The organism is Frondihabitans sp. Leaf304, from assembly GCF_001423105.1.
In the GTDB taxonomy this organism is placed as follows: domain Bacteria; phylum Actinomycetota; class Actinomycetes; order Actinomycetales; family Microbacteriaceae; genus Frondihabitans.
The window spans coordinates 101,627-123,008 of sequence record NZ_LMNV01000003.1 but is presented as its reverse complement, the minus strand read 5'-3'; the positions used below and the strand labels follow the sequence as shown (position 1 = coordinate 123,008).

The window sequence follows — 21,382 nt, the reverse complement described above, 5'->3', positions numbered from 1 at the left end:
CCCAGCCGGCCGTGACTCGACGTTTCACCCAAAGGAATCCGTGACAGCCACTCCCCGTGCCATCGAGCTCGTTCAGCTCGCCGCCCGTGCCGCCGACTCGAAGCAGGCCGACGATCTCGTCGCCCTCGACGTCTCCGAGCCCCTCGCCCTGACCGACGTGTTCCTCCTCGCCTCCGGGCGCAACGAGCGCAACGTGATCGCCATCGCCGGCGAGGTCGAAGACAAGATGCTCGAGGCGGGTGTCAAAGCCCTCCGCCGCGAGGGTCGCGCCGAGGGGCGATGGATCCTGCTCGACTTCGGCGACGTCGTCGTGCACGTGTTCCACGACGAAGACCGCCAGTTCTACTCGCTCGAGCGCCTGTGGAGCGACTGCCCCGCCATCGCGCTCGAACTGGAGACGACGTCGCAAGACGCGTAGTCGTCGGGCTCAGCTGCCGCGGCGCCAGGTTCGACGGACGCCGGGCACACGTCGCTTACCGTTTCACGCACCGCACACCGATTGAAGGGTGTCTCGTGCGTAAAACGGTGAGCGAACCCGAGTCGTCGCACGTGGTCGTGACGGCTCGAAAAGTGTAGTAATCTTGCAGGGTTGCTCCGGCCGGTAAGGCCAAAAGCAACACGAAGTTTGGGTCTGTGGCGCAGCTGGTAGCGCACCTGCATGGCATGCAGGGGGTCAGGGGTTCGAGTCCCCTCAGATCCACCAAGCAATACGTTTCATCAAGTGATTACGCAACAGCAGCAAGCGGTTCGACACACGACATGGCCTCTCCCGAGCGGAGGGGCCATTTTTCGTCACAGGGGGGCGCATGCACCGACGACTCCATCGAGCGGAACGTCTCGCCCTCGTCGTCATTCTCGGGGCCATCCTGACGATCACCTTCTGGCCCACCCGGGTCGACGCGCCAATCGATACCGGCCTCGAATCGGCACTGGCGGGGTGGCACACTCGTGGCCTCCCCGGGTTCGTCGATTACGGCTTCGTCCAGACCTCGGCGAACGTGCTCCTGTTCGTGCCGTTCGGAGCCCTCGTCGCGTCGGTGCTGCTCGCGAGGCTGTGGTGGTCGGCGGGGGTGCTCGGCTTGGCGTTGTCTCTCGTGGTGGAGGGGAGTCAGGCCCTCTTTCTGCCCGATCGTGTGGCGTCTGCCGGTGATCTCGCCGCAAACACGGCCGGGGCCCTCATCGGGGCCACTGTCGTCGCGCTGGTGCGGCGAGTTCGGTCTCGGCGCCGAGAGTGCCCGAACGGCCCTCCAGCCGTCCTGTAGGCGAGCATCTGGCCACTCTCGGCCGGGAGACGGCCACTGCACTGCGCACCAGCGCGAACGGGCGCAGGTGTCATGCCGCCCCAGATGTGTCAAGGGGACTCCCCGAAGAGGGCGCTCCCCAGCTTGACCGGGTACGACCGAAGGATGGAACGCATCCATTACGTCGACGGCTCGGTTGTGACCGGAACCGCTATTGCCCAGTCGCTCCTCCGCTTCGGCGAGGCATTGGCTCGCAGGCAGTCGTCTGCGACCGTCCGCATTCCCACACGCCAGGCCGACGGGGCAGTCGGATCGGCGACCTTCCTGCTGGGACCGGCTAGCCAGATGGTCACCGAATCCGAGTCGAGCCCCTACGACGAGTTGATCGATGACGCCCTCGTGGCCTCGTTCGAGCGCGAGGCCAGTCTGATCGGGGTGCCGCGGGTGCAGATCGACGACCAACCGACGGCCGCCGCCGAGCTGAGCGTCAGTCTCGACGTCGACGAGAGCTGAGCCGACGCCAAGGCCGCTGCCTCAGTTGATGCAGGGGATCGAACTGTCGGCTGCGCTGGTGGTCTGGTCGCTGGATCCTTTGGTCTTCGACGTTCCCGACGAACCCGAACCGGAAGACGAGGATCCGGCCGACCCCGCTGAACCCGACGTCGCGGTCGATTTCGCCGCTGCACCGTCGGTGCCCAGCACGACCGTGACGTTCGCGACACCCGTGACGGCCTCGAGGGTCGCTCCGGGCACGTACTTCGCGACCAGCTTGGCCTCGGCGGCCATCGATGCCGGGTACTGGATCGTCGTGGCCTCCCGTGTCGACACCGACGAGACCGCGGTCGTCGAGAAGCCCGCGGTCGACAGGGCCGACGAACTCGACAACGCGGCGCCGTCGACACCGCTGCCGTTCAGCACGCTGACCGTGACCTCGCCGGGCTTCACGGCCGCGGCCGCAGAGGTGGTGCTGCTGGTCGACTCTTTCGTCTTGTCGAGCGACGCGATGAACGAGGGCATCTTGGCGGTGTCGACCTGCACGATCGAGACGGCCGTGCCGCCGACGGTGATGGTCGGGGTTCCCGAGGTGGGAATGCTCGTCGATTCGAGGTCGCCGCCCGCGAGCCCCTTGAGCTGCGTCGCGAGGGTCAGCCAGTTGAGGTCGGGGTCGGTCTGAATGGCCGAGCTCGCCGCGGTGAGTGCGGAGTTGAGTTTGCCGGGGTTGAGGATCGTGCCGGCGGAGAGGAAGTTCTTCGCCTCGCGGCTGAGGAAGTAGCGCTGCCGGGCCTGTCGATCGAAGTCGCCGTTGGGGAGTCCGTGGCGCTGGCGGACGAACGCCAGGGCCTGCTTGGCATCGAGGGTCGACACGCCCGCGGGGGCCTTGAAGGTCGAGAAGCTGTCGTCGACGGCGTCGTTGAGGCAGACCTTGATCGGCCCGAGCGATTTCGCGACGTCGTAGAAGCCGAGCATCGAGATGCGGACGAAGTGGTCGATGTGCAGTCCGCTGACGTTCTCGATCGTCTTCACCAGGAGTTGCGCACCGCCGGCGTCGCCGTTTTTCTGGCTGCCGTAGACGAAGGCGGCGTTGAGTTTCCCTTCGCCGTAGCCAGGGATGTCGACCCACGAGTCGCGGGGGAACGAGATGAGCGAGGCCTTCGCCCCGCCGTCCGGGATGTGGAGCACGAGCATCGTGTCGGTATTCGTGCCGCCGCCGTCAGCGGTGGTGCCCAGTTCGGCGAGCTCGGCCGCGGAAGCATTGGCGGGCCGGTGATCATCGCCGACGAGCAGGATGTTCTCGCCCGACGACGAGGCGACGGAGGTCGTCGAGGGGATCGCGTCGATGTGCGTCACGCCTCCGACGAAGTGGTTGTAGTTGTAGACCGCGTAGCCGACGGTCGCCACGAGCAGGGCGACGACGACCACGGCGACCCATCGGACGACGTGTCGCGGGCGGACGCGGAGTCGCGTGCGAGGTGAATCGGACATTCCGGAACCCAATCATCGGTTGCAGTGACGGAACCGAAGACTAACCGAGAGCATCGGGGCGTTCCGTGGAAAAGGGGTCTCTGAGGCACAAAGTCAGCCCTGCGAAGGGGTTCGGGCGGTACCAGCGGGGGAGGAGCGGGGCGCCGTTCGCGTCACGGGCCATACTGGAGCGGATGACGTCGTCGAAGAGCCGGAGCACGAGCTCGAACGCGCTTGCCCTGCTCGTGGCCGGGTGCTTTTTCATGGAGAACCTCGACTCGACCATCGTCACCACGGCGGTGCCGAGCATCGCGCGCGACCTGCACGTCGACGCGACCAGCGTCGGCGTGACCATCACGGCCTATGTGCTCACCGTCGCCGTGCTGATCCCGGTGACGGGCTGGCTCGCGGATCGCTTCGGAAGCCGAAGGATCCTGCTGACCGCGATCGCCCTCTTCACGCTCGCCTCGATCGCGTGTGCCGCCAGCACTTCTCTGCCGATGCTCGTCGGCGCGCGGGTCGTTCAAGGTATCGGCGGGGCGATGATGGTGCCCGTCGGTCGCATGACCGTCTTACGCGTGACCGAGAAGAAAGACGTGATCCGCGCGGTGGCCTGGCTCACGTGGCCGGCCCTCGTGGCGCCGATCCTCGCTCCGTTCGTCGGAGGACTCCTGACCACGTACGCGTCGTGGCACTGGATCTTCGTCGTGAACGTGCCGCTCGGGATCCTCGGGTTCGTCGTCGCGCTGCGGGTGGTCCCCGGGCGTTCGGCGATCCCCGCGGGCGAGTTCGAGCCGACACCGCCCGACTGGCTCGGCCTTGCGCTGACGAGCGTCGGCATCGGTTGCCTGGTCTGGGGGACGACGCTCCTCGCCAGCACGCCGGTCGATGTGGCTCAGGCCCTCGTGTTCCTGGTCGCCGGCGCTGTCGGGGTGACGCTTGCCCTGCGGCACCTGCGACGCACCCCGCAGCCGTTCGTCGATCTGCGTCTGCTGCGGATCCACACCTACGCTGTCGCGCTCGGCGGAGGATCCGCCTACCGGTTCGTCATCAGCGCGGTTCCGTTCGTGCTGCCGCTGCTCTACCAGGGTGCGTTCGGTTGGACGCCGCTGCAGGCGGGGAGCGCGATCCTCTTCCTCTTCGCCGGGAACCTCGGCGTGAAGCCCGCCACCACCTGGATGATCCGCACGTTCGGGTTCCGGCGACTGTTGCTCGTCGCGCACCTCGTCGGGGTCGTCTGCCTGCTCGGCATGGCGACCTTCCGCCCCGCGACCCCGTTCGGCCTCATGATCGCGGTGCTCGTGCTCTCGGGAGCGGCACGGTCGGTGGGCTTCACGGCGTACAACACGCTCACCTACGCCGACGTCGAGAAGCGGCAGATGACCGGGGCCACCGTGCTCGACTCGACGATCCAGCAGATCGCCATCGGCGCCGGAATCGCCCTGGGCGCCGTGGCGATCTCGGCCGGTCGGTTGATTGGCGCGCCGACGAACGCGTCGCCCGTGTTCGCCTACGACTTCGCGCTGGCAGTGATCGCCGTCGTGATGCTCGCCGCACTGATCCCGGCGTGGCGACTGCCGGTGTCGGCCGGTGCTTCGCTGATGGCGCGCTGACGGTCTGCACGCGCAAGCGGCTCAGACCCGCACGGGTGGCCTAGACATCCGCCCTAGGGCAGGTGTCTGAGCCGATCGTGCGGGTCTGAGCCGACTGTGCGGGTCTGAGCCGACTGTGCGGGGCTGAGCCGATTGTGCGGGGCTAAGCCGACTGTGCGGGTCTGACGCGGTGCTACCTACTGCGCGGCGGCGAGGCCCTCGGCGAGCGGCGTCGTGGGTCGGCCGATGAGCCGGGCGAGGTCACCGCTCGTCTCGGCGAGCAGGCCCTCGCGGATGTTGCCGTCGAGCGCGACCACGAATCCGACCGTGCCCTCGTCGAGCCCGAACCCCGTGAGCTGCTCGGCGTGCTCCTCGGGGGTGAGCGCACGATACGAGACGGGCGATCCGATGATGCCGGAGATGGCCTCGGCGAGCTCGGAGAAGTTCCAGGCGTGGTCGCCCGAGAGTTCGAAGGTCTTGCCCGCGGTCGTGTCGTCGAGCAGTGCGACAGCGGCGGCCTCGGCGTAGTCTTTGCGGCTCGCACTGGCGACCCGTCCGTCGCCGACGCTCGCCGTGATCTCGCCGGACTCGCGGGCCTTGCCCACCTCGCCGGTGTAGTTCTCGGTGTACCAGCCGTTGCGGAGAATCGTGAAGGGCACTCCCGAGGCACGCAGGTGCTCTTCGGTGGCCTTGTGCTCCGGAGCGAGAATGAGCGCGGTGTCGTCGGCGTGCGGGGCGCTCGTGTAGACGATGCGCGCCACCCCCGCGGCCTTCGCGGCGTCGATCACGGCAGTGTGCTGCGGAACGCGCTGCCCGACGGCGTCGCTCGACACCAGCACGACGACGTCGCCGGCACCGAGAGCGGCCGCAATTGTCTCGGGCTTCGAGTAGTCGAGAGTCGCGGTCGTGACGCCACGGTCGGCGAGGCTGGCGATCTTGGTCGTGTCGCGGGCCGTCGCGACGATGCTCGACGGCTCGGCGCCGCGCGCGAGGAGGGCGTCGACGATGAGGGCTCCGAGCTGGCCGGAGGCGGCGGTGACGATGTACGACATGAGTGGTTCCTTTCGAGGGGTGTGACTGCCTCAACCCTTTCTATCGCACGATTCTTCCCCACGCGCAGTACGCACCTTTTGGTAAGTTAGTGGAATGGACGTCAGTTTCGCGGTGAACCGGGAGCGACCGGGCTTCGCCGGTGGCAAATACCCTGCCGATTGCTCGAGCCGCATCGTGCTCAATCACATCACCAGTCGCTGGGGCGTGCTCGTGCTGCTGGCGCTCGAGCGGGGCACGCTGCGCTGGGGCGAACTGCGGCGCGAGGTCGAGGGGATCAGCGAGAAGATGCTCGCGTCGACGCTCAAGACGTTCGAGGCCGACGGGATCCTGCACCGCGAAGCGCAGCCGACCGTGCCGCCGCGGGTCGATTACACCCTCACCGAGCGCGGGCGAGAGGTCGCGACGCGACTCATGCCGCTGATGGACTGGATCGCCGACAACGCCGACGACATCGTCGGAGAGCGCTGACGACTCTCGCGGTCAGGAGATCGCGGCCGCCCGGGTCAGCACCATGATGTCCATTCGGCCGGTCTGGACGACCTCGCCGTGCTGATTCGCGAGCGTCACGGTGCGCTCGACGATGCCGGTCGTGCCGGACGACGTCAGGCGAGTCGACAGCACCTCGACCGTGCAGGTCACCGTGTCGCCGATGAACAACGGGGCCACGAACCTCCACTCGTCGATGCCAAGGAGGGCGACGGCGGAACCGTCGAAGACGCCGGTGCGCGAGATGAGCCCGAGGCACAGCGAGGTGCCCAGCACGCCGTGCACGATCCGCTGACCGAACCGAGTCGACTTCGCGAACTCGGCATCGGTGTGCACCTGGTTGTTGTCGTTCGTCCAGCTGGCGAACGACATGACGTCGGCTTCGGTGATGGTGCGACCGGGGGTGACGAACGTCTGCCCGGCCGTCAGGTCTTCGAGATAGTGCGGCACGCGGTCAGTCTACGAGCGGGCCCGCCCGGAGCGGACGAGGATCCGACCCGCCGCCGCGACACCGACCCCGATCAGTGCCCCGCCGACCACGTCCGACAGCCAGTGCGCTCCCACGTGCAGACGCGAGTAGCCCACGGCCGCGGCGATCGGGACGACAGCGACAGCCAGAGCCGGACTCTCGATCGCGACGCCCGACGCGAAGGCGGCCGCACTCGCCGTGTGGCCCGACGGGAACGACGCCGACTGCGGGAACACCTTCAGCTGACGTGCGACGGGAACGTCGGCGGCGACCGGACGGTGCCCGCCGAAGATCGGCTTCGCGACGAGGTTCGCCACCGCGCTCGACCCGGCGAGCGACAGGAGCCCACGCACCGCCGCTCGGCGGCCGGTCCGCCCGGTCAGGGCGAGCCCGGCAGCAACGGCGTACCAGAGCAGCCCGTTGTTGGCGCTGGTCGACAGACCGAGCAGGGCGCGATCGGCTCGGGCTCTCGGGGTGGAGCCGTTGATGCGGCGACCGACCTGCTGGTCGAAGGCGAGGATCGACCGGGGAAGGATGCTGGGGGTGTCAGAGGAGGAAGGCGGGCGAAGGGGCACCGCAACACCTAACCACGGTTCGTTGTTCACCCGCCGTCAACCGCTCCGACGTAGCGTCGCGCCATGGCAAAGGAACTCGACCAGATCGTCGACGTCGCGATCGTCGGCGCCGGAATCGTCGGCCTCGGGCACGCTCTCGCAGCTGTCGACCGGGGCCTCTCCGTGCTGGTCATCGACCGGACGAGTCGGCAGAACGGATCGACGATCCGCAACTTCGGCCACGCCTGCATCACCGTGCAGGCGGGGGCCGCCCAGGTGCACGCCGATCGGAGTCGCGAACTCTGGTTGCGGCTCCGCGACGAGGCCGGACTCTGGATGCGCGACACCGGCGGCTACGTCGTGGCCCGCGCGGAGGACGAGCTGGCCGCACTCCGCGAATTCGCCGCGCGGAGGCCGGGGAGTGCGCGGATCCTCGATGTCTCTTCGACGGCCGCCGCCACCGGCGCCGACCCCGCCGTCATCGTCGGAGGGGCGCACCTCCTCGACGACCTCCAGGTCAACCCCCGCGAGGCCGCGGCCCAGATCACCGCCTACCTCGAGTCGCGCGGGGTGCAGTTCCAGTTCTCGACCGCGGTGCGCACGATTCGCTCGGGGCGCCTGCACACCACCCGTGGCCGCGTTGGCGCCGACCAGATCATCGTCGCCGTGAACTACGACGTCGACCAGCTGTTTCCCGAGCTCGGAGCCGCGTACGAGGTCGAACGCTGCGGACTCGACATGCTGCGCGTGCGGATCCCCGAGCTGCGCGCGCCGCTCTCGGGCCCCGTGCTCACCGGCTGGTCGATGCTGCGCTACTCCGGCTTCGCCACATCGCCGTCGCTCGCCGCTGTCCGATCGCGTCTCTTCGCATCGGCACCGGCGCTCGCGGCCCGCGACGTCAACCAGATGTACACGCAGTTCGCCGACGGAACGATTGTCGTCGGCGACACCCACTACCGCGACGACACCGTGACGCCGTTTCAAGAGGAGGCGGCGTTCGACGCGCTACTCGACGAGACGGCCGGATTCTTCGGCGTCGCGCGGGCGGGCATCGAGGTCGTCGAGCGGTGGCAGGGCGTCTATGCGTCGGCGCCGGCGGAGTTCTTGGTCGACGAGCCTCTCGATGGGGTGCGCGTCGTGTCGGTCACCACCGGTATCGGCATGACGACGGGCCTCGGGCTCGCCGACCGGGTGATGTCAGAGATCTACGAGCCCGTCGGGGCGTAGCGCGGGGTGCGCCCCGGGGGCGCCGCAGGGTGCGCCCCGGGCGCCGAGATCGCACTTGGGGTCGGGTGGAGGCGACCACTTATGCGATCTCGGCGCGACGTGGCCCTATCTGCGGCTGACGCGGGGCGCTGAGCGTAGATCGGGCCATCTCGCGCGTGCGGGTGCGGGCGGGTGGCTCGGCGGCCGGGCGCGACGACGCCCCCGCACGCGAGCGTGCGAGGGCGTCGGGGTGGAGCTCAGCGGCTAGTGAGCCACCACGGGCTCGGGTGCGAGCGACGTCGGGGCGGATCCTTCGGATTTGTCGGTTTGGTCGGCTTTGTCTGCCGCCGCTGCCGCAGCCTCGGCGCGAGCACGCGTGTCGGCGCGAGTGCGGAACAGGCTCACGGCCAGCACTGCACCGATCGCGAAGAAGCCGGCGCCCCAGAAGTAGGCCGTCGAGTAGCTGTGCACCGCCGCTTCGGCCGCCGTCTGAGCCGTCGCGGGCAGGTGCGAAGCCACGTAGCTCGTCGCGGCGCTCGCGGCCAGCGTGTTGAGCAGCGCGGTACCGATCGAACCACCGACCTGCTGGCTCGTGTTGACCATGGCGGAGGCGACTCCGGCATGGCCGCGGTCGATGCCGAGCGTCGCCGTCTGAATCGACGCCGGCATGATCGAGCCCATGCCGAACCCGAGCACCATCAGCGCCGGAAGCACGTCGCCGGCATAGGTGCTGTCGAGACCGAGGCGCGTCAGGTAGAGCATGCCGAGGGCACCCAGCACCATGCCGAAGGGCACCATGATCTTCGGGCCGAACCGCGGCACGAAGATGTTGGTCGAGAGCTGCGCCGCGAGGATCAGCATGCCGATCATCGGAAGGAACGAGACTCCGGTCTGGATCGGCGTGTAGTTCAGAGACGTCTGCAGGTAGTAGGTGACAAAGAGGAAGATGCCGAACATGCCGGCACCCGCGATCATCACCGACAGGTAGGCGGCACCGCGGTTGCGGTCGAGGATCACGCTGAGGGGCAGGAGCGCGTGGGTCGCGCGACGCTGCCAGAGCACGAACGCGACGAGCAGGATCCCGGCACCCGCCAGGAAGCCCCAGGTCAGGGCCGACGACCAGCCCTCGGTCTCGGCGTTCGAGAAGCCGTAGACCAGGGAGAAGAGAGCGGCCGAGACGAGGATCGTGCCGGGCACGTCGAGCTTCGGGCGCGGGCCCTGGCGCGGCACCGTCGTGACGAAGAGCACGGCGCCGATGACGGCGATGATCGCGATGACGACGTTGATGTAGAGGTTCCAGCGCCAGTTGAAGTTCTCGGTGAGAACGCCACCGAGGAGGAGGCCGATCGCGCCCCCGGCACCGGCGATGGCGCCGAAGACACCGAACGCCCGAGCGCGCTCCTTCGGAATCGTGAAGGTCGTGGTGAGCACCGCCAGGGCGGTGGGGGCGAGGAGTGCGCCGAAGGCCCCCTGAAGCGCGCGGGCGAAGACGAGCATGCCGAAGCTGCCCGCGGCACCGCCCAGGGCGGAGGCCAGCGCGAAGCCGATGAGGCCGATGATGAACGTGCGCTTACGGCCGATGAGGTCGGAGAGGCGGCCGCCGAGCAGCAGCAGGCTGCCGAAGGCGAGTGAGTAGGAGGTGACGATCCATTGCCGATCGCCGTTGGAGAAGCCGAGGTCGGTCTGAGCACTCGGGAGAGCGATGTTCACGACGGTCGAGTCGAGCACGACCATGAGTTGCGCCAAGGCGACGGTGGTGAGGGTCCACCACCGACGCGAAGCCACGGCGGGAGTCCCGGTCGCGGCAGAAGGAATCGAAGACATGTCGAGGACTCTATACGGTTCTGACCAGTTTCGGAACTGTAGAGTTTCGCAATCGAAAGTCGTACACTGGGGCGACTAAAGAAAGGGGTCTGCCGCGATGACGCACGTCGATCCCGCACCGGTCAAACTCGGCCGCAAGCGCGACCATTCCCGTGATCCCGAGATCCTCCAGGCCGCGATCGACGTCTTGGCCGAGACGGGCTACGACCGCATGACCATCGAGATGGTCGCGACGAGGGCGAAGGCCGGTAAGGCCACGCTGTACCGACGATGGTCGTCGAAGAGCGAGCTCGTCATCGACGCCATCGCGTGTATGAAGCGCGGCACGACCCCTGACGTCCTGCCCGACACCGGCACCCTCCGGGGTGATCTCGTGGCGATGATCAAGCCGCACTCCATCGAAGACAACGAGAAGAAGCTCAAGGTCATGGCGGGCATCGTCGCTCTGCTCGCGCACAGTCCCGAGATGTCGGCGGCGGTCAACAGCGCCATCGTCGAGCCGCGGGTCGAGATCAACCGCCGTCTGCTGCAGCGCGCGGTCGACCGGGGCGAGATCTCGGGTGACTGCAACATCGACGAGCTGGCCCTCATCTCGCCCTCGATGGTCGCCTATCGCACGCTGATCTTGAAGCAGCCCGTCGATCGCGACTTCCTCGTCGGTCTGATCGACGGCGTCGTGCTGCCCGCAGTCGGGTTGCGCCTCCCCGAGAGCGAGCCGGAGGCCGTCGCCCGGGTCGCGCTCGCGACCAGCCAGACACAGCAGCACGACTAAGCGCGCTGCTGGAGACACCTGCCCGTGGCAGTGCGGCCTCAGGCGGCGGCGGCGCCCGGCGTGGGCCGCCCACGATCGCGGCGGTTCCGAGCGCGGCGCACGACGACCGTCACACCGGTGATGACCACGAGCACGACGAGCAGGGCCACGAGCGCGAGTGCGACCAACGAGACATCCGACGCCTGGTTCATCAGCTCGAAGGAGTCGACCAGGGGCTGCGTGCTGTATCGCGCAGGTTGGCCCGGCACCCCGAAAGCCGCGTCGACGCGCGCTCGGAGAACCAGTGCGAGGCTGACCGAGACAGCGGCGGCGAGAGCTACGAGCACGAGGGTGGCGGGCCAGATGAGGCGGCGGCGGGGCATGGTTCCGATGCTAGCGGGGGGAGACGACCCACCCGCTCTCTGTCCCGTCTGGAGCGCATTCGAGGGGGAGCGGACCGGTCTGCCCCCGTTCGAGCGCTCCCCGAAAGCGGGCTCGTGCGCCCTTGTTGCGGTGGCCTACCTTCATTTCAGGAGGTCACATCATGGACGACGCACAGCTCCACGACGAGGGAGTGTCACAGCTCGCGCTCGGCGCTCAGGGCGATTACGGCGACTACGGCCGTGTCTCGGTGAGCGACGACTGGCTCGAAGAGCGCATTCGTCTGTACGGCTCCGACTGACTCCCGGCGAGAGGCAAAGTCTCGCTCGGAGACGTCGTGCGGCGGGCCACCCCTACTGGCTCGTCGCACGGCCACATCCTCTCCAACCCGAACCGCTCAGGATCCGGCCACCCCGCTCGCCCCCCCCCGAATTTGAAGGAGAAACCTCGTTCGGCAGGCACGATCATCGCGATCCGGGCGCAGTCGCGGCGGGTTTCTCCTTCAAATTCGGAAGCGCACGAAGCCCGATCGCCGATACGGCCGACCCGAGCACCAGCAGCACGGCGACGACGACGAGCACACGGTGGAATCCCGCGACGTCGAGCATGCCGCCGGTGATCACGCCGACGAATGCGATGGCCACCAGCCCGGCCACCCGCGAGATCGCGTTGTTGACAGCGGACGCGATGCCGGCCTCGGCGGGGCGGATCTCGCCGAGCACGGTCGAGGTGAGCGGCGTCACCGTGACCGTCATCCCGAGTCCGAACAGCACGACCCCGGGCAGGATCTGCCACCACACGTCGAGCGGTTCGCGCACGGTGAGCATCCAGAGGAATCCCGTCGCGCTGATCAGCGGCCCGAAGGTCATGAAGGGTCGAGGACCGATCCGGCCGGCCAGGGCCCCGATACGACTCGACAGGGCGAGTGAAATGAGCGTCGTCGGCAGGGTGACGAGCCCGGAGACGGTCGCCGGCAGATGGCCGATCTCTTGGACGACGAGCGGGATCATGAGTGTTCCCAGGCTGACCGACGCGTAGATGCCGACGGTCGCGAGGTTGCCGACCGCGAACGGCCGCACGCGGAACAGGCGCAGCGGCATCATCGGATGCGCCGCGCGACGCTCCCAGAGCACGAAAGCCACCAGGCAGGCGAGGCCGCCGACGAGCGCCGCGATCACGAGAGGCTCGTCGAAGCCGATCCGCTGGCCCTCGATCAGAGCGAACACCGGCCCGGCCAGTCCCAGCACTCCAAGGATGGCTCCCGGCACGTCGATGTGGGCGTCGCCGTCGACGCCGCGATGGGCATCACGCGGAAGACGGGTGACGAGTACGAGAGTCACGGCCGCCGGAATCACCACGATGCCGAACACCCAGCGCCAGCCGAGCGTGTCGACCAGGCCGCCGCCGACCAGCGGGCCGATCAAGAACGCCACCCCCGTCCAGGCCGTCCAGGTGCCGATCGCCTTGGCCATGGCCGCGCCGGTGAAGGTCGCCGTGATGAGCGCCAGACTCGAGGGCACCAGTAGCGCCCCGGCTATGCCCTGCAGGGCGCGCGCGGCGATGAGCAGTTCGGCGTTCGGTGCGAAGGCCGCCAGCAGCGACGTCGCCCCGAAGCCGATCAGTCCCGCCGTCAGAATGCGCAGCCGGCCGAACGTGTCGGAGAGCGAGCCCGCAAGAAGCATCAAGGATCCGAGCGTCAAGAGATACGCATCGACCACCCACTGCTGCAGAGTGACGCCGCCGCCGAGCTCTCGCGCGAGGGCGGGCAGGGCGACGGTGACGATGGAGCCGTCGAGGAAGGCGACGAACGACGCCAGGATCGCGACGAGCAGCACCGTGCGCGAGCGATCAACCGTCATGGGCTCACCCTACGACTCGGGATCGCCCGTGCCGCCTGCAAATTCGAATGAGAAACGCGAGCCGAGCGACGAAGACATGCCGATCCGGGGCCCCCGCACCCCGATTTCTCCTTCAAATTCGGCAGGGGGAGGAGGCGTGCTCACCGGGGAGGCGCCTCGAGAACGACGTCGCCCGGATCCTTGTCGGGCCGCCAGCCGCGCCAGCTCGGCTGCCGAAGCCGGCCGGTCGACGTCCATTCGGCGAATTCGACCTCGCCGACCCGCGACGGAGTGATCCAGTGTGCGTCGCGGGCGTCCGCCGCGGGGACGCCCACGAGTGGCGAGGTCTTCCGGGCCGCCCGCTCGAACACCGGCAGGAGTTCGTCAAGGTCACGGTCGCGAAAACCCGTTCCGACCCGACCGACGTAGCGGAGCCCATCATCGCCGGGAATGCCGAGCAGCAGCGATCCGACGCCGTTCGCACGCCGCCCCGCACCCGGGCGCCAGCCGGCGACCACGACTTCCTGGGTGAGATAGTGCTTGAGCTTGATCCAGGCACGACTGCGGCGACCGGCCGAGTAGGTGCCGTCGCGGCGTTTCGCGACGACTCCCTCGAGCCGCAGCTTCTTCGAAAACTCCATCGCCTCGTCGAGGTCGCCCTCGAAGGCCGGCGGCACGTCGATGGCGCGCGTCACCTCCACGAGTTCTTCGAGGGCCGAGCGTCGGGTGTCGTAGTCGTCGCCCTGCAGAGAGTGACCGCCCAGGCGGAGCAGATCGAAGAGAAGGATCCGAACCGGCGCCGTCGACCGCACCCGTTCGGTGTCACGGGCCCGCGTCAGCTTCATCCGCGTCTGAAGCAACCCGAAATCGGGCCGCCCCTTGTCGTCGACCGCGACGATCTCCCCGTCGAGAACGGCGTCGGTGACCGGTGCGCCGTCAGTGTCGCGCAACTGCTCGGCCAGATCGGCGAACTCCGGGTACGAGGGCGTCAGGTCGTGACCGTTCCGGCTCGTGAGCGTCACCCGTCCGTCGTGGACGGTGACGATCGCGCGGATGCCGTCCCACTTGAGTTCGTAGGCCCACTCGTCGGAGGTGCCGATGTCGCCCGGAGTGCCCGCGGACGCGAGCATGGGTTCGATCGGGCCGGTGGTGGAGCGGGTGCGCGGCGCGGCTCGGCGAGGGGGTGAGTGCGGCGGGGCCGGATCCTTCGGTTCATCCATCATTCGGTGGATCAACCAGTTGGCGTCGGCCTTGCCGCCGCCGTGGCCGGTGTGGATGAGTGCGACCTTCCGGGAGCCGCGCTGCTCGCCATGGAGCACGACGATCACCTCTTTGCCGTCGCGCCACTTCTCGAGCTCGTAGGTGCCCGAATCCCAGATTGTGACCTCGCCCGCCCCGTACTCGCCCTTCGCGATGGTGCCCTCGAAGGTGCCGTATTCGAGCGGGTGGTCTTCGGTCTGCACGGCCAGGTGGTTCTGTTTCGGATCGGTCGGCTCGCCCTTCGGCAGCGCCCAACTGACGAGGACGCCGTCGTGCTCGAGCCGGAAGTCCCAGTGCAGTCGGGACGCGTGGTGCTCCTGGATCACGAAGCTGGTGCCGTCGGTGCTCTCGGGCGCGCTCGCCGGAACGGGCTCGCTCGTCTTCGACGCGTCGCGCATGGAGCGGTATTTCGCCAGGCGATCCTGCCGATCCCCGGAACCCTGCGGCGCGACGGCGTGCTCGCTGTTGGTGAAATCGTCGGTCAGCTCGCCCGGGGGTACCGGTGTGCCCGATGACATCTCGGCAAGCGGGTCGCCCCGTCTCTTCAGTGCCTTGAGCACGTCGCCGTACTCCAGCTGCCGGAGGCTCTTCGAGGCGAGCTCGCGCCAGGTCCGGGGCATGGCGACCGTGGGGCGGTCGCGCCCGCGCAAAGAGTAGGGCGCGACGGTCGTCTTGTTGCCGTTGTTCTGCGACCAGTCGAGCAGCACCTTGCCGCGGCGATCCTGCTTGCCCATCGTGCTCAGCACCAGGTCGGGGTGATCGGCCTCCATCGCGCGCGCGAGTTCATGGGCGACATCGCTGACCTGCGCCGCGGTCTGCTTGCCGTCGAGAGTGGCGTAGAGGTGGATGCCCTTGCTGCCACTGGTGACCGGCATGAGGTCGAGGCCCATGCCCTCGACGATCTTCTTGAGTTCGTGAGCGACGACCACGCACTCGGCAAGGCCGACGCCCTCACCAGGATCCAGGTCGATCACCAAGCGGTCGGGGTTGCGTTGCGCTCCCCTCGGCCCAAACTTCCACTGCGGCACATGGATCTCGAGCGCAGCGACCTGGCCGAGCCAGGTGAGGGTCGCGATGTCGTCGACCATCGGATAGACGCTGGCGTGATCCTTGTGCTCGATGGCATGACGCGGCACCCAGCTCGGAGCCGAGTCGGGCAGATTCTTCTCGAAGAACACGGGACCCTCGACCCCGTCGACCCAGCGTTTGCGGGTGGCCGGGCGCCCCTCCGTGTGCGGCAGGAGGAACTCCGCCACTGCGGCGTAGTAGCCGATCACGTCTGCTTTGGTCGTGCCGGTGGCGGGGTAGAGCACCTTGTCGAGGTTCGTGAGCTGGAGCGTGTGCCCGCCGACACTGACTCGATCGTTGCGGCCTTTGCCTGCCATGGTGCCCTCCGGCCTAGTACGCCGGAGTCGCGCCAGCGATCGTGATGGTCGTGCCCGAGGTGTAGCTCGACTCGGGGCTGATGAGGTGCACGTACGCTGCGCCGAGCTCGGCGGGTTGCCCGGGTCGGCCGTACGGGGCCTGCGACCCGAACTGGCTCACGGTCTCGCCATCCGACGAGGCCGGCTGGAGCGGAGTCCAGACGGGGCCGGGAGCGACCGAGTTGACGCGGATCCCCTTCGGTGCGAGCTGCTGCGCGAGAGCTGCCGTGAAGACACCGATCGCCCCCTTCGAGACGGCGTAGTCGAGCTTGTCGGGGGAGGGCTGCGCGCCCTGGATCGACCCGGTGGTGACGATCGAGGATCCAGGCTCCAGATGCGGGATCGCCGCCTGGCTGAGCCAGAAGAGCGAGTAGATGTTCGTCTTGAACGTCGCCTCGAGGCTCTCGGTTTTCATGTCGAGGATGTCTTCGCTGACCTCCTGGTGGGCTGCAACCATGACGAGGGCGTCAAGGCCGCCGAGGGCCTCGACCGCGCGTCCGACGAGGTGGAAGCAGAACTGCTCGTCCGAGATGTCGCCCGGTATGAGGACGGCCTTGCGTCCCTCCGACTCGAGGAGGTCGCGCACCTCCTCGGCGTCCGACTGCTCGTCGGGAAGATAGTTGAGCACCAGGTCGGCACCTTCGCGCGACATCGAGATCGCGGCGGCACGGCCGATGCCGGAGTCGGCGCCAGTGACGAGGCCGCGGAACCCCCTCAATCGGCCGCTGCCGACATAGCTCGTCTCGCCATGGTCGGGTTTGGGCTGCATGGCACTGGCGAGCCCCGGGATCGACTGCTCCTGCTTCGGGAACGGCGGCTTCGGGTAGAGGCTGATCGGGTCTTTTTTGTCGAGCTGGCTCATGAGCACCAGTCAACTCGCGTGGGGCCCGCCTGTCCCCTCAGCTGTCGTGTGGCCGCCCCGCCCCGCGAAGTGACGCGGATCGGCCAAACCGTCGCGGCGCGCCACGTCGCCATGGCCGATGCGCGTCACTTTCCGCGCTTGTTGGCTCGAGTCACGCCGCAGCCTACGGCCGTCGACACGGTCGCCGCCCCCGGCACCGGGGCACAATGGCCCGCATGCGAAGCATCTGGAAAGGCGCCATCACCTTCGGCCTCGTCAACGTGCCGGTGAAGGTCTACAGCGCGACCGAAGACCACGACATCTCGCTGCATCAGGTACACGACAAAGACGGGGGCAGGATCCGATACCAGCGGCGCTGCGAGGTCTGCGGCAAGGTGGTCGACTACGAGCACATCGACAAGGCGTACGACGACGGCGACCAGACAGTGGTTCTGTCGAGCGACGACCTGAAGTCGCTGCCCGAAGAGAAGAGTCGCGAAATCGACGTGCTCGAGTTTGTGCCAAGCGATCAGCTCGATCCGATCATGTTCGACCGGTCGTATTTCCTCGAGCCGGACGGCTCGTCCGCCAAAGCGTACGTGCTGCTCCGTCGCACCCTCGAGGAGACCGATCGCACCGCGATCGTGCATTTCTCGCTGCGCCAGAAGACGCGGCTCGGCGCCCTGCGCGTGCGGGGCAAGACGCTCATGCTGCAGTCGCTGCTCTGGGACGACGAGGTGCGCGAGGCGGACTTCCCGGCGCTGTCGAAGGCGATCCGCATCACCGACAAGGAGCTCGACATGTCGGCGAGCCTCGTCGACAGCCTGAGCGACGACTTCGAGCCGGCCGACTTCAGCGACGACTACCAGCGCGAACTGCAGCAGCTGATCGACGCCAAGCTCAAAGAGGGGGAGTCGCTCGACACCGATGCGACGTTCGGCGAGACGGAGGACGACGAGAGTGACGACACGAAGAAGGGCGGCGAGGTCATCGACCTGATGGACGCCCTGCGCGCGAGCGTCGAGAAGAACCGTGCCGCCAAGCAGGGCAAGCCGGCGAGCAAGAAGCCTGCGGCCAAGAAGCCTGCGGCCAAGAAGTCGGCCGCGAAGAAGACCCCCGCCGCCAAGAAGCCCGCCGCCAAAAAGCCCGAGGCGAAAAAAGCCGGCTGACCGCGGAGCCTCGCGCGGCGTCGTACGGTGGAGGGATGACCACTTCTCTTCTGCACGTTCCGTCTGTTGTCGCCATCACCGGAGGCCACGTGGTCCCGGTGACTTCCGCTCCGATCGACGGGGGCACCGTCCTCATCGAGGACGGACTCATCACAGCCGTCGGGCCGGCGGCTGACGTCACGGTGCCGGAGGGCGCCACCGTCATCGATGCGGGCGGCCGGTGGGTCGTTCCCGGCTTCGTCGAGGCGCACGGGCACGTCGGCATTCACGAGGAGGCCAATGGATCCGCCGGAAACGACACGAACGAACTCACCGATCCGAACACCGCAGGTGTCCGGGCCGTCGACGCCATCGACATCGACGACGAGGGCTTCCGTGACGCGTTGTCGGGTGGCATCACGAGCATCCTCGTCAAGCCCGGCAGCGGAAACGTCATCGGTGGTCTCAGTGTCGCGATCAAGACGTGGGGTGGACGAACCATCGACGAGCAGATCATCTCCGACTCGGTGAGCGTCAAGTCCGCCCTGGGGGAGAACCCCAAGCGCGTCTACGGCGGGAAGGACGCCATGCCGTCGACCCGACTCGGTGTTGCCTACGTCCTCCGTCAGGCGTTCGAGGATGCGCGGTTCTACGTGGCCCAGCGCCAGGCCGCCGCCGAGAAGGGCGAGCCCTTCCGGCGCGACCTCCGCCTCGAGACCCTGGGTCGTGTGCTCGACGGCGAACTCGCCTGGGATCAGCACACCCACCGCCACGACGACATCGCGACGGCCATCCGCCTCGCCGAGGAGTTCGGCTATCGACTCATCGTCAACCACGGGACGGAGGGCCACAAGCTCGCCGACGTGCTCGCCGAGAAGAACATCCCCGTGATCTACGGGCCGCTCTTCACCTCGAGGTCGAAGGTGGAGCTCCGGGATCGCGCGATCTCGAACCTCGCCGCCCTTCACCGGGCCGGCGTGACCGTGGCGATCACCACGGATGCACCCGTCGTGCCGATCAACTACCTCGTGCACCAGGCGTCATTGGCGGTGAAGGAGGGTCTGCCGAAGGATGTCGCTCTGGCCGCACTGACGAGCAACCCGGCCGCGATTCTCGGGCTCGACTCGCGGATCGGGTCGCTCAAGCCGGGACTGGACGGCGATGTCGTCATCTGGTCGGGTGACCCCCTCGACGTGCAGTCGCGCGCGGAGCGCGTGCTCATCTCGGGGGCGACGGTCTACGAGTGGGACGACGCCGCTCGTGTCGGCCGGACCGTCGAGCGTCTCACTCGTTTCGCTGGCTGACGACAGGTCGCGGGCTACAGAGAACTGAAGCCGGCAGAGACACGAAGCCTGCAGACACGAAGCGGACTAACCGCCTTGCCGCGGCAGGGCGGTCAGTCCGCAACACGTCTCACGGCCGCAGCCGCCAGGCCGCTACTTCGTCGAGAGCTCGTGAATTGTGATCGCGGCGTTGACGAGCGCGAGGTGGCTGAGACCCTGCGGCAGGTTTCCGAGGAAGCTGCCGTCCTCGGCGATCATCTCGGCCAGCATGCCGACGTCGTTGACCTGCTCGACGAGCTCGTCCATGAGCGCGGTCGCTTCGTCGAGACGCCCGACACAGGCGAGCGCCGACACCGCCCAGAAGGCGCAGGCCACAAAGGTGCCCTCTTCATCGTCCATGCCGGAGTAGCGGTAGAGAAGCGGACCGACGCCGAGGTCGCGGCGCAGGGTGTCGATCGTCGACGACATGCGCTCGCCGCGGTCGAAGCCGGTGGGAGCGTGCAGCAAGACCGACGCGTCGATCTTCGAGGAGCCCGGGTACATCACGTAGGAGCCGAGCTCTTCCGACCAGCCGTGCTCGTCGACCCACTCCTCGATCATCTTCTTGTTCTTCACCCAGTGCGCCAGGTCGTCGGGCTCGGGGTGGAGCTGTCCGATGTCGGCGAGGTGGCAGGCCGCGTCGATCGCCTGCCAGCAGCCCATCTTGCTCGAGGTGTAGTGCTGGAGCTCCTCGAGCTCCCACATGCCCGAGTCCTTCTTCTGCCACTGCTGGCAGGCGTCGTCGGCGAAAGCGCAGAGCAGTTTGTCGGTGCCGGCATCGATGATGTTGCCGCCTGAGGCGTACTGGCTCATGATCGCGAGGATGTCGGCGTAAACGCCGAGCTGCAGCTGACCGGAAGCCGGGTTGCCCGAGTAGACCGGGCCGATGCCGTGCCATCCTTCTGAGCCGGTCTCAGTGGGATCCTCGGGAAGGCTGCCGTCGAGCGAGAAGAAGATGTTGATGTCGGGGCCGTGCTCTTTGAGGGACTTCAGGATCCATGACACCGCGGCATGCGGCTCTTCTCGAAGCCCGAAATTGAGCAGCGCCTCGACGGTGTACGCCAGGTCGCGCACCCAGGCGAAGCGGTAGTCCCAGTTCTTGTTGCCGTTGAGGTTCTCGGGGAGCCCCGCGGTCGAGGCCGCGGCGATGGCACCGGTGGGGCTGTAGATGAGGAGTTTGAGGGCGAGAGTCGAGCGGGTGACCGCCTCCGACCAGGCGCCGTCCCAGGAGAAGTTCTTCGACCACAGCGCCCAGTTGTCGATGGTGCGGTCAATGCCCTGATCGACGACGTCGGCGTTCGGGATGTGGATCGGTTCGTCTTTCGTGCCGCACAGGCAGAGGATCGTGCGCGAGCCGGGCGTCGTCGTGAACGCACCGCGGAACTCCAGCGGTCCGTCGGAGACGCCGTCGCCCTCGTCGGTCGGGTCGGTCCGGCCGTGCTCGGAGCCGATCAGGATCAGATTGATGTCGCCGGCCCGAAGCAGGGGGCCGTGGACGGTGTCGATGCGCTCGATGGGGTTCGTGCCGAAGGTGTTGCCCGGAATGACCGCCCAGGCGAGATCGACCGACCCCTCGACGCCCTCGATGCGGCGCACCAGCTCCGACCAGGGCAGGCGCCCGGCGACACCGGTGACGAGCGCGTCGGTAATCTCGACGACTCCGGTCGGCGTACGGAACCGGGTGGTCAGCACGTTGCTGCCGGGGATGTACGAGCGGTCGACCTCGAAATCGTCGGTGACCGGGCGCAACTCGAAGCGACCGCCCTTGCCGGAGTCGACGATGCCGGCGATGACCGGGTCGGTGTCCATTTCGGGCATGGGCAGCCAGTCGATCTGACCGTCGTCGGCGATCAGCGCGACGGTGCGTCCGTCGCCGATGACCCCGTAGGAGCGGAGCGGCACGTAGCCGTCTTCACGAATCGACGGCGTTCGCCAGTTGCGGACGGTGGTGGGCTCGAGGGTGTTAGTCACCCCTTTAGCCTGCTCCCCGCGGCTGGGCGAAAGGGGAGGCGTCCCCCGTGATCCCCGCA

General features: G+C 67.9%; 20 protein-coding genes and 1 tRNA gene. 11 read left to right on the top strand and 10 right to left on the bottom strand.

All coding sequences use genetic code 11. The annotated features are described in order from the left end of the window. Positions 1 to 40 precede the first annotated feature (40 nt). The 4 genes from rsfS to ASF54_RS10895 all read left to right on the top strand — a co-directional run bounded on the left by rsfS (position 41) and on the right by ASF54_RS10895 (position 1,754). Positions 41 to 418 (top strand): ribosome silencing factor, encoded by a 378-nt coding sequence (gene rsfS / locus ASF54_RS10910; protein ID WP_055962720.1) that lies wholly within the window; start codon positions 41 to 43, stop codon positions 416 to 418. Positions 419 to 627: 209 nt separating this feature from the next. Further along, positions 628 to 703: transfer RNA gene (locus ASF54_RS10905), tRNA-Ala, on the top strand. Between the two features lie 103 nt (positions 704 to 806). Continuing rightward, positions 807 to 1,262 (top strand): VanZ family protein, encoded by a 456-nt coding sequence (locus ASF54_RS10900; RefSeq protein WP_055962716.1) that lies wholly within the window; start codon positions 807 to 809, stop codon positions 1,260 to 1,262. 144 nt (positions 1,263 to 1,406) lie between these two features. Continuing rightward, the gene (locus ASF54_RS10895) at positions 1,407 to 1,754 is read left to right on the top strand and encodes a hypothetical protein (protein WP_055962714.1); all 348 of its coding nucleotides are present in this window, start codon (positions 1,407 to 1,409) and stop codon (positions 1,752 to 1,754) included. A gap of 21 nt (positions 1,755 to 1,775) precedes the next feature. Here the strand turns inward: ASF54_RS10895 and ASF54_RS10890 are convergent, their stop codons facing one another. Beyond that, positions 1,776 to 3,224, bottom strand: coding sequence for an LCP family protein (locus ASF54_RS10890; protein WP_055962711.1), 1,449 nt, complete (start codon positions 3,222 to 3,224; stop codon positions 1,776 to 1,778). A gap of 173 nt (positions 3,225 to 3,397) precedes the next feature. On the opposite strand from ASF54_RS10890, the gene ASF54_RS10885 reads away from it, so the two are divergent. Further along, positions 3,398 to 4,816 carry an MFS transporter gene (locus ASF54_RS10885; protein WP_055962708.1) on the top strand — a complete coding sequence of 473 codons (1,419 nt, stop codon included), beginning with the start codon at positions 3,398 to 3,400 and terminating at the stop codon, positions 4,814 to 4,816. Between the two features lie 176 nt (positions 4,817 to 4,992). On the opposite strand, the gene ASF54_RS10880 is transcribed toward ASF54_RS10885, so the two are convergent. Then, positions 4,993 to 5,847 carry an SDR family oxidoreductase gene (locus ASF54_RS10880; protein WP_055962705.1) on the bottom strand — a complete coding sequence of 285 codons (855 nt, stop codon included), beginning with the start codon at positions 5,845 to 5,847 and terminating at the stop codon, positions 4,993 to 4,995. A gap of 94 nt (positions 5,848 to 5,941) precedes the next feature. Between ASF54_RS10880 and ASF54_RS10875 the strand changes: the two genes are divergently transcribed. Continuing rightward, positions 5,942 to 6,316 (top strand): winged helix-turn-helix transcriptional regulator, encoded by a 375-nt coding sequence (locus ASF54_RS10875; RefSeq protein ID WP_055962703.1) that lies wholly within the window; start codon positions 5,942 to 5,944, stop codon positions 6,314 to 6,316. A 12-nt stretch (positions 6,317 to 6,328) separates the two neighbouring features. Here ASF54_RS10875 and ASF54_RS10870 read toward each other — a convergent pair whose 3' ends face one another. Beyond that, positions 6,329 to 6,784, bottom strand: coding sequence for a MaoC/PaaZ C-terminal domain-containing protein (locus ASF54_RS10870; RefSeq protein ID WP_055962700.1), 456 nt, complete (start codon positions 6,782 to 6,784; stop codon positions 6,329 to 6,331). A 9-nt stretch (positions 6,785 to 6,793) separates the two neighbouring features. Next, positions 6,794 to 7,378, bottom strand: a complete 585-nt coding sequence (locus ASF54_RS10865) for a phosphatase PAP2 family protein (protein ID WP_055962697.1) — start codon at positions 7,376 to 7,378, stop codon at positions 6,794 to 6,796. A gap of 63 nt (positions 7,379 to 7,441) precedes the next feature. On the opposite strand from ASF54_RS10865, the gene ASF54_RS10860 reads away from it, so the two are divergent. After that, the gene (locus tag ASF54_RS10860) at positions 7,442 to 8,584 is read left to right on the top strand and encodes a TIGR03364 family FAD-dependent oxidoreductase (protein ID WP_055962694.1); all 1,143 of its coding nucleotides are present in this window, start codon (positions 7,442 to 7,444) and stop codon (positions 8,582 to 8,584) included. A 243-nt stretch (positions 8,585 to 8,827) separates the two neighbouring features. Here the strand turns inward: ASF54_RS10860 and ASF54_RS10855 are convergent, their stop codons facing one another. Next, positions 8,828 to 10,387: an MFS transporter gene (locus tag ASF54_RS10855; RefSeq protein ID WP_084816197.1), complete on the bottom strand. Its 1,560-nt coding sequence runs from the start codon at positions 10,385 to 10,387 to the stop codon at positions 8,828 to 8,830. Between the two features lie 97 nt (positions 10,388 to 10,484). On the opposite strand from ASF54_RS10855, the gene ASF54_RS10850 reads away from it, so the two are divergent. Continuing rightward, a complete protein-coding gene (locus tag ASF54_RS10850; RefSeq protein WP_055962691.1) occupies positions 10,485 to 11,159 on the top strand; it encodes a TetR/AcrR family transcriptional regulator in 675 nt (224 codons plus the stop codon). A gap of 38 nt (positions 11,160 to 11,197) precedes the next feature. On the opposite strand, the gene ASF54_RS10845 is transcribed toward ASF54_RS10850, so the two are convergent. Further along, positions 11,198 to 11,521, bottom strand: coding sequence for a hypothetical protein (locus tag ASF54_RS10845; RefSeq protein WP_055962688.1), 324 nt, complete (start codon positions 11,519 to 11,521; stop codon positions 11,198 to 11,200). 161 nt (positions 11,522 to 11,682) lie between these two features. Here ASF54_RS10845 and ASF54_RS16450 point away from each other — a divergent pair, with 161 nt between their 5' ends. Further along, a complete protein-coding gene (locus tag ASF54_RS16450; protein WP_157510156.1) occupies positions 11,683 to 11,820 on the top strand; it encodes a hypothetical protein in 138 nt (45 codons plus the stop codon). A gap of 163 nt (positions 11,821 to 11,983) precedes the next feature. On the opposite strand, the gene ASF54_RS10840 is transcribed toward ASF54_RS16450, so the two are convergent. From ASF54_RS10840 to ASF54_RS10830, 3 genes are all read right to left on the bottom strand, one after another. Then, positions 11,984 to 13,378, bottom strand: a complete 1,395-nt coding sequence (locus tag ASF54_RS10840) for an MFS transporter (protein ID WP_055962685.1) — start codon at positions 13,376 to 13,378, stop codon at positions 11,984 to 11,986. Positions 13,379 to 13,518: 140 nt separating this feature from the next. Beyond that, positions 13,519 to 16,002 carry an ATP-dependent DNA ligase gene (locus ASF54_RS10835; RefSeq protein WP_055962682.1) on the bottom strand — a complete coding sequence of 828 codons (2,484 nt, stop codon included), beginning with the start codon at positions 16,000 to 16,002 and terminating at the stop codon, positions 13,519 to 13,521. Positions 16,003 to 16,015: 13 nt separating this feature from the next. Beyond that, complete coding sequence (locus tag ASF54_RS10830) at positions 16,016 to 16,903, bottom strand: SDR family oxidoreductase (protein ID WP_055963905.1); 888 nt, start codon at positions 16,901 to 16,903, stop codon at positions 16,016 to 16,018. 215 nt (positions 16,904 to 17,118) lie between these two features. On the opposite strand from ASF54_RS10830, the gene ku reads away from it, so the two are divergent. Both ku and ASF54_RS10820 read left to right on the top strand, forming a co-directional pair. Continuing rightward, entirely contained in the window at positions 17,119 to 18,051 is a 933-nt protein-coding gene (gene ku / locus ASF54_RS10825; RefSeq protein WP_055963902.1) for a non-homologous end joining protein Ku, read from the top strand. 35 nt (positions 18,052 to 18,086) lie between these two features. After that, positions 18,087 to 19,334, top strand: a complete 1,248-nt coding sequence (locus ASF54_RS10820) for an amidohydrolase (protein WP_055962681.1) — start codon at positions 18,087 to 18,089, stop codon at positions 19,332 to 19,334. Positions 19,335 to 19,466: 132 nt separating this feature from the next. On the opposite strand, the gene ASF54_RS10815 is transcribed toward ASF54_RS10820, so the two are convergent. Beyond that, on the bottom strand, positions 19,467 to 21,323 hold the full coding sequence (locus ASF54_RS10815) for a glycoside hydrolase family 15 protein (protein WP_235481034.1): 1,857 nt from the start codon (positions 21,321 to 21,323) through the stop codon (positions 19,467 to 19,469). Positions 21,324 to 21,382 lie beyond the last annotated feature (59 nt).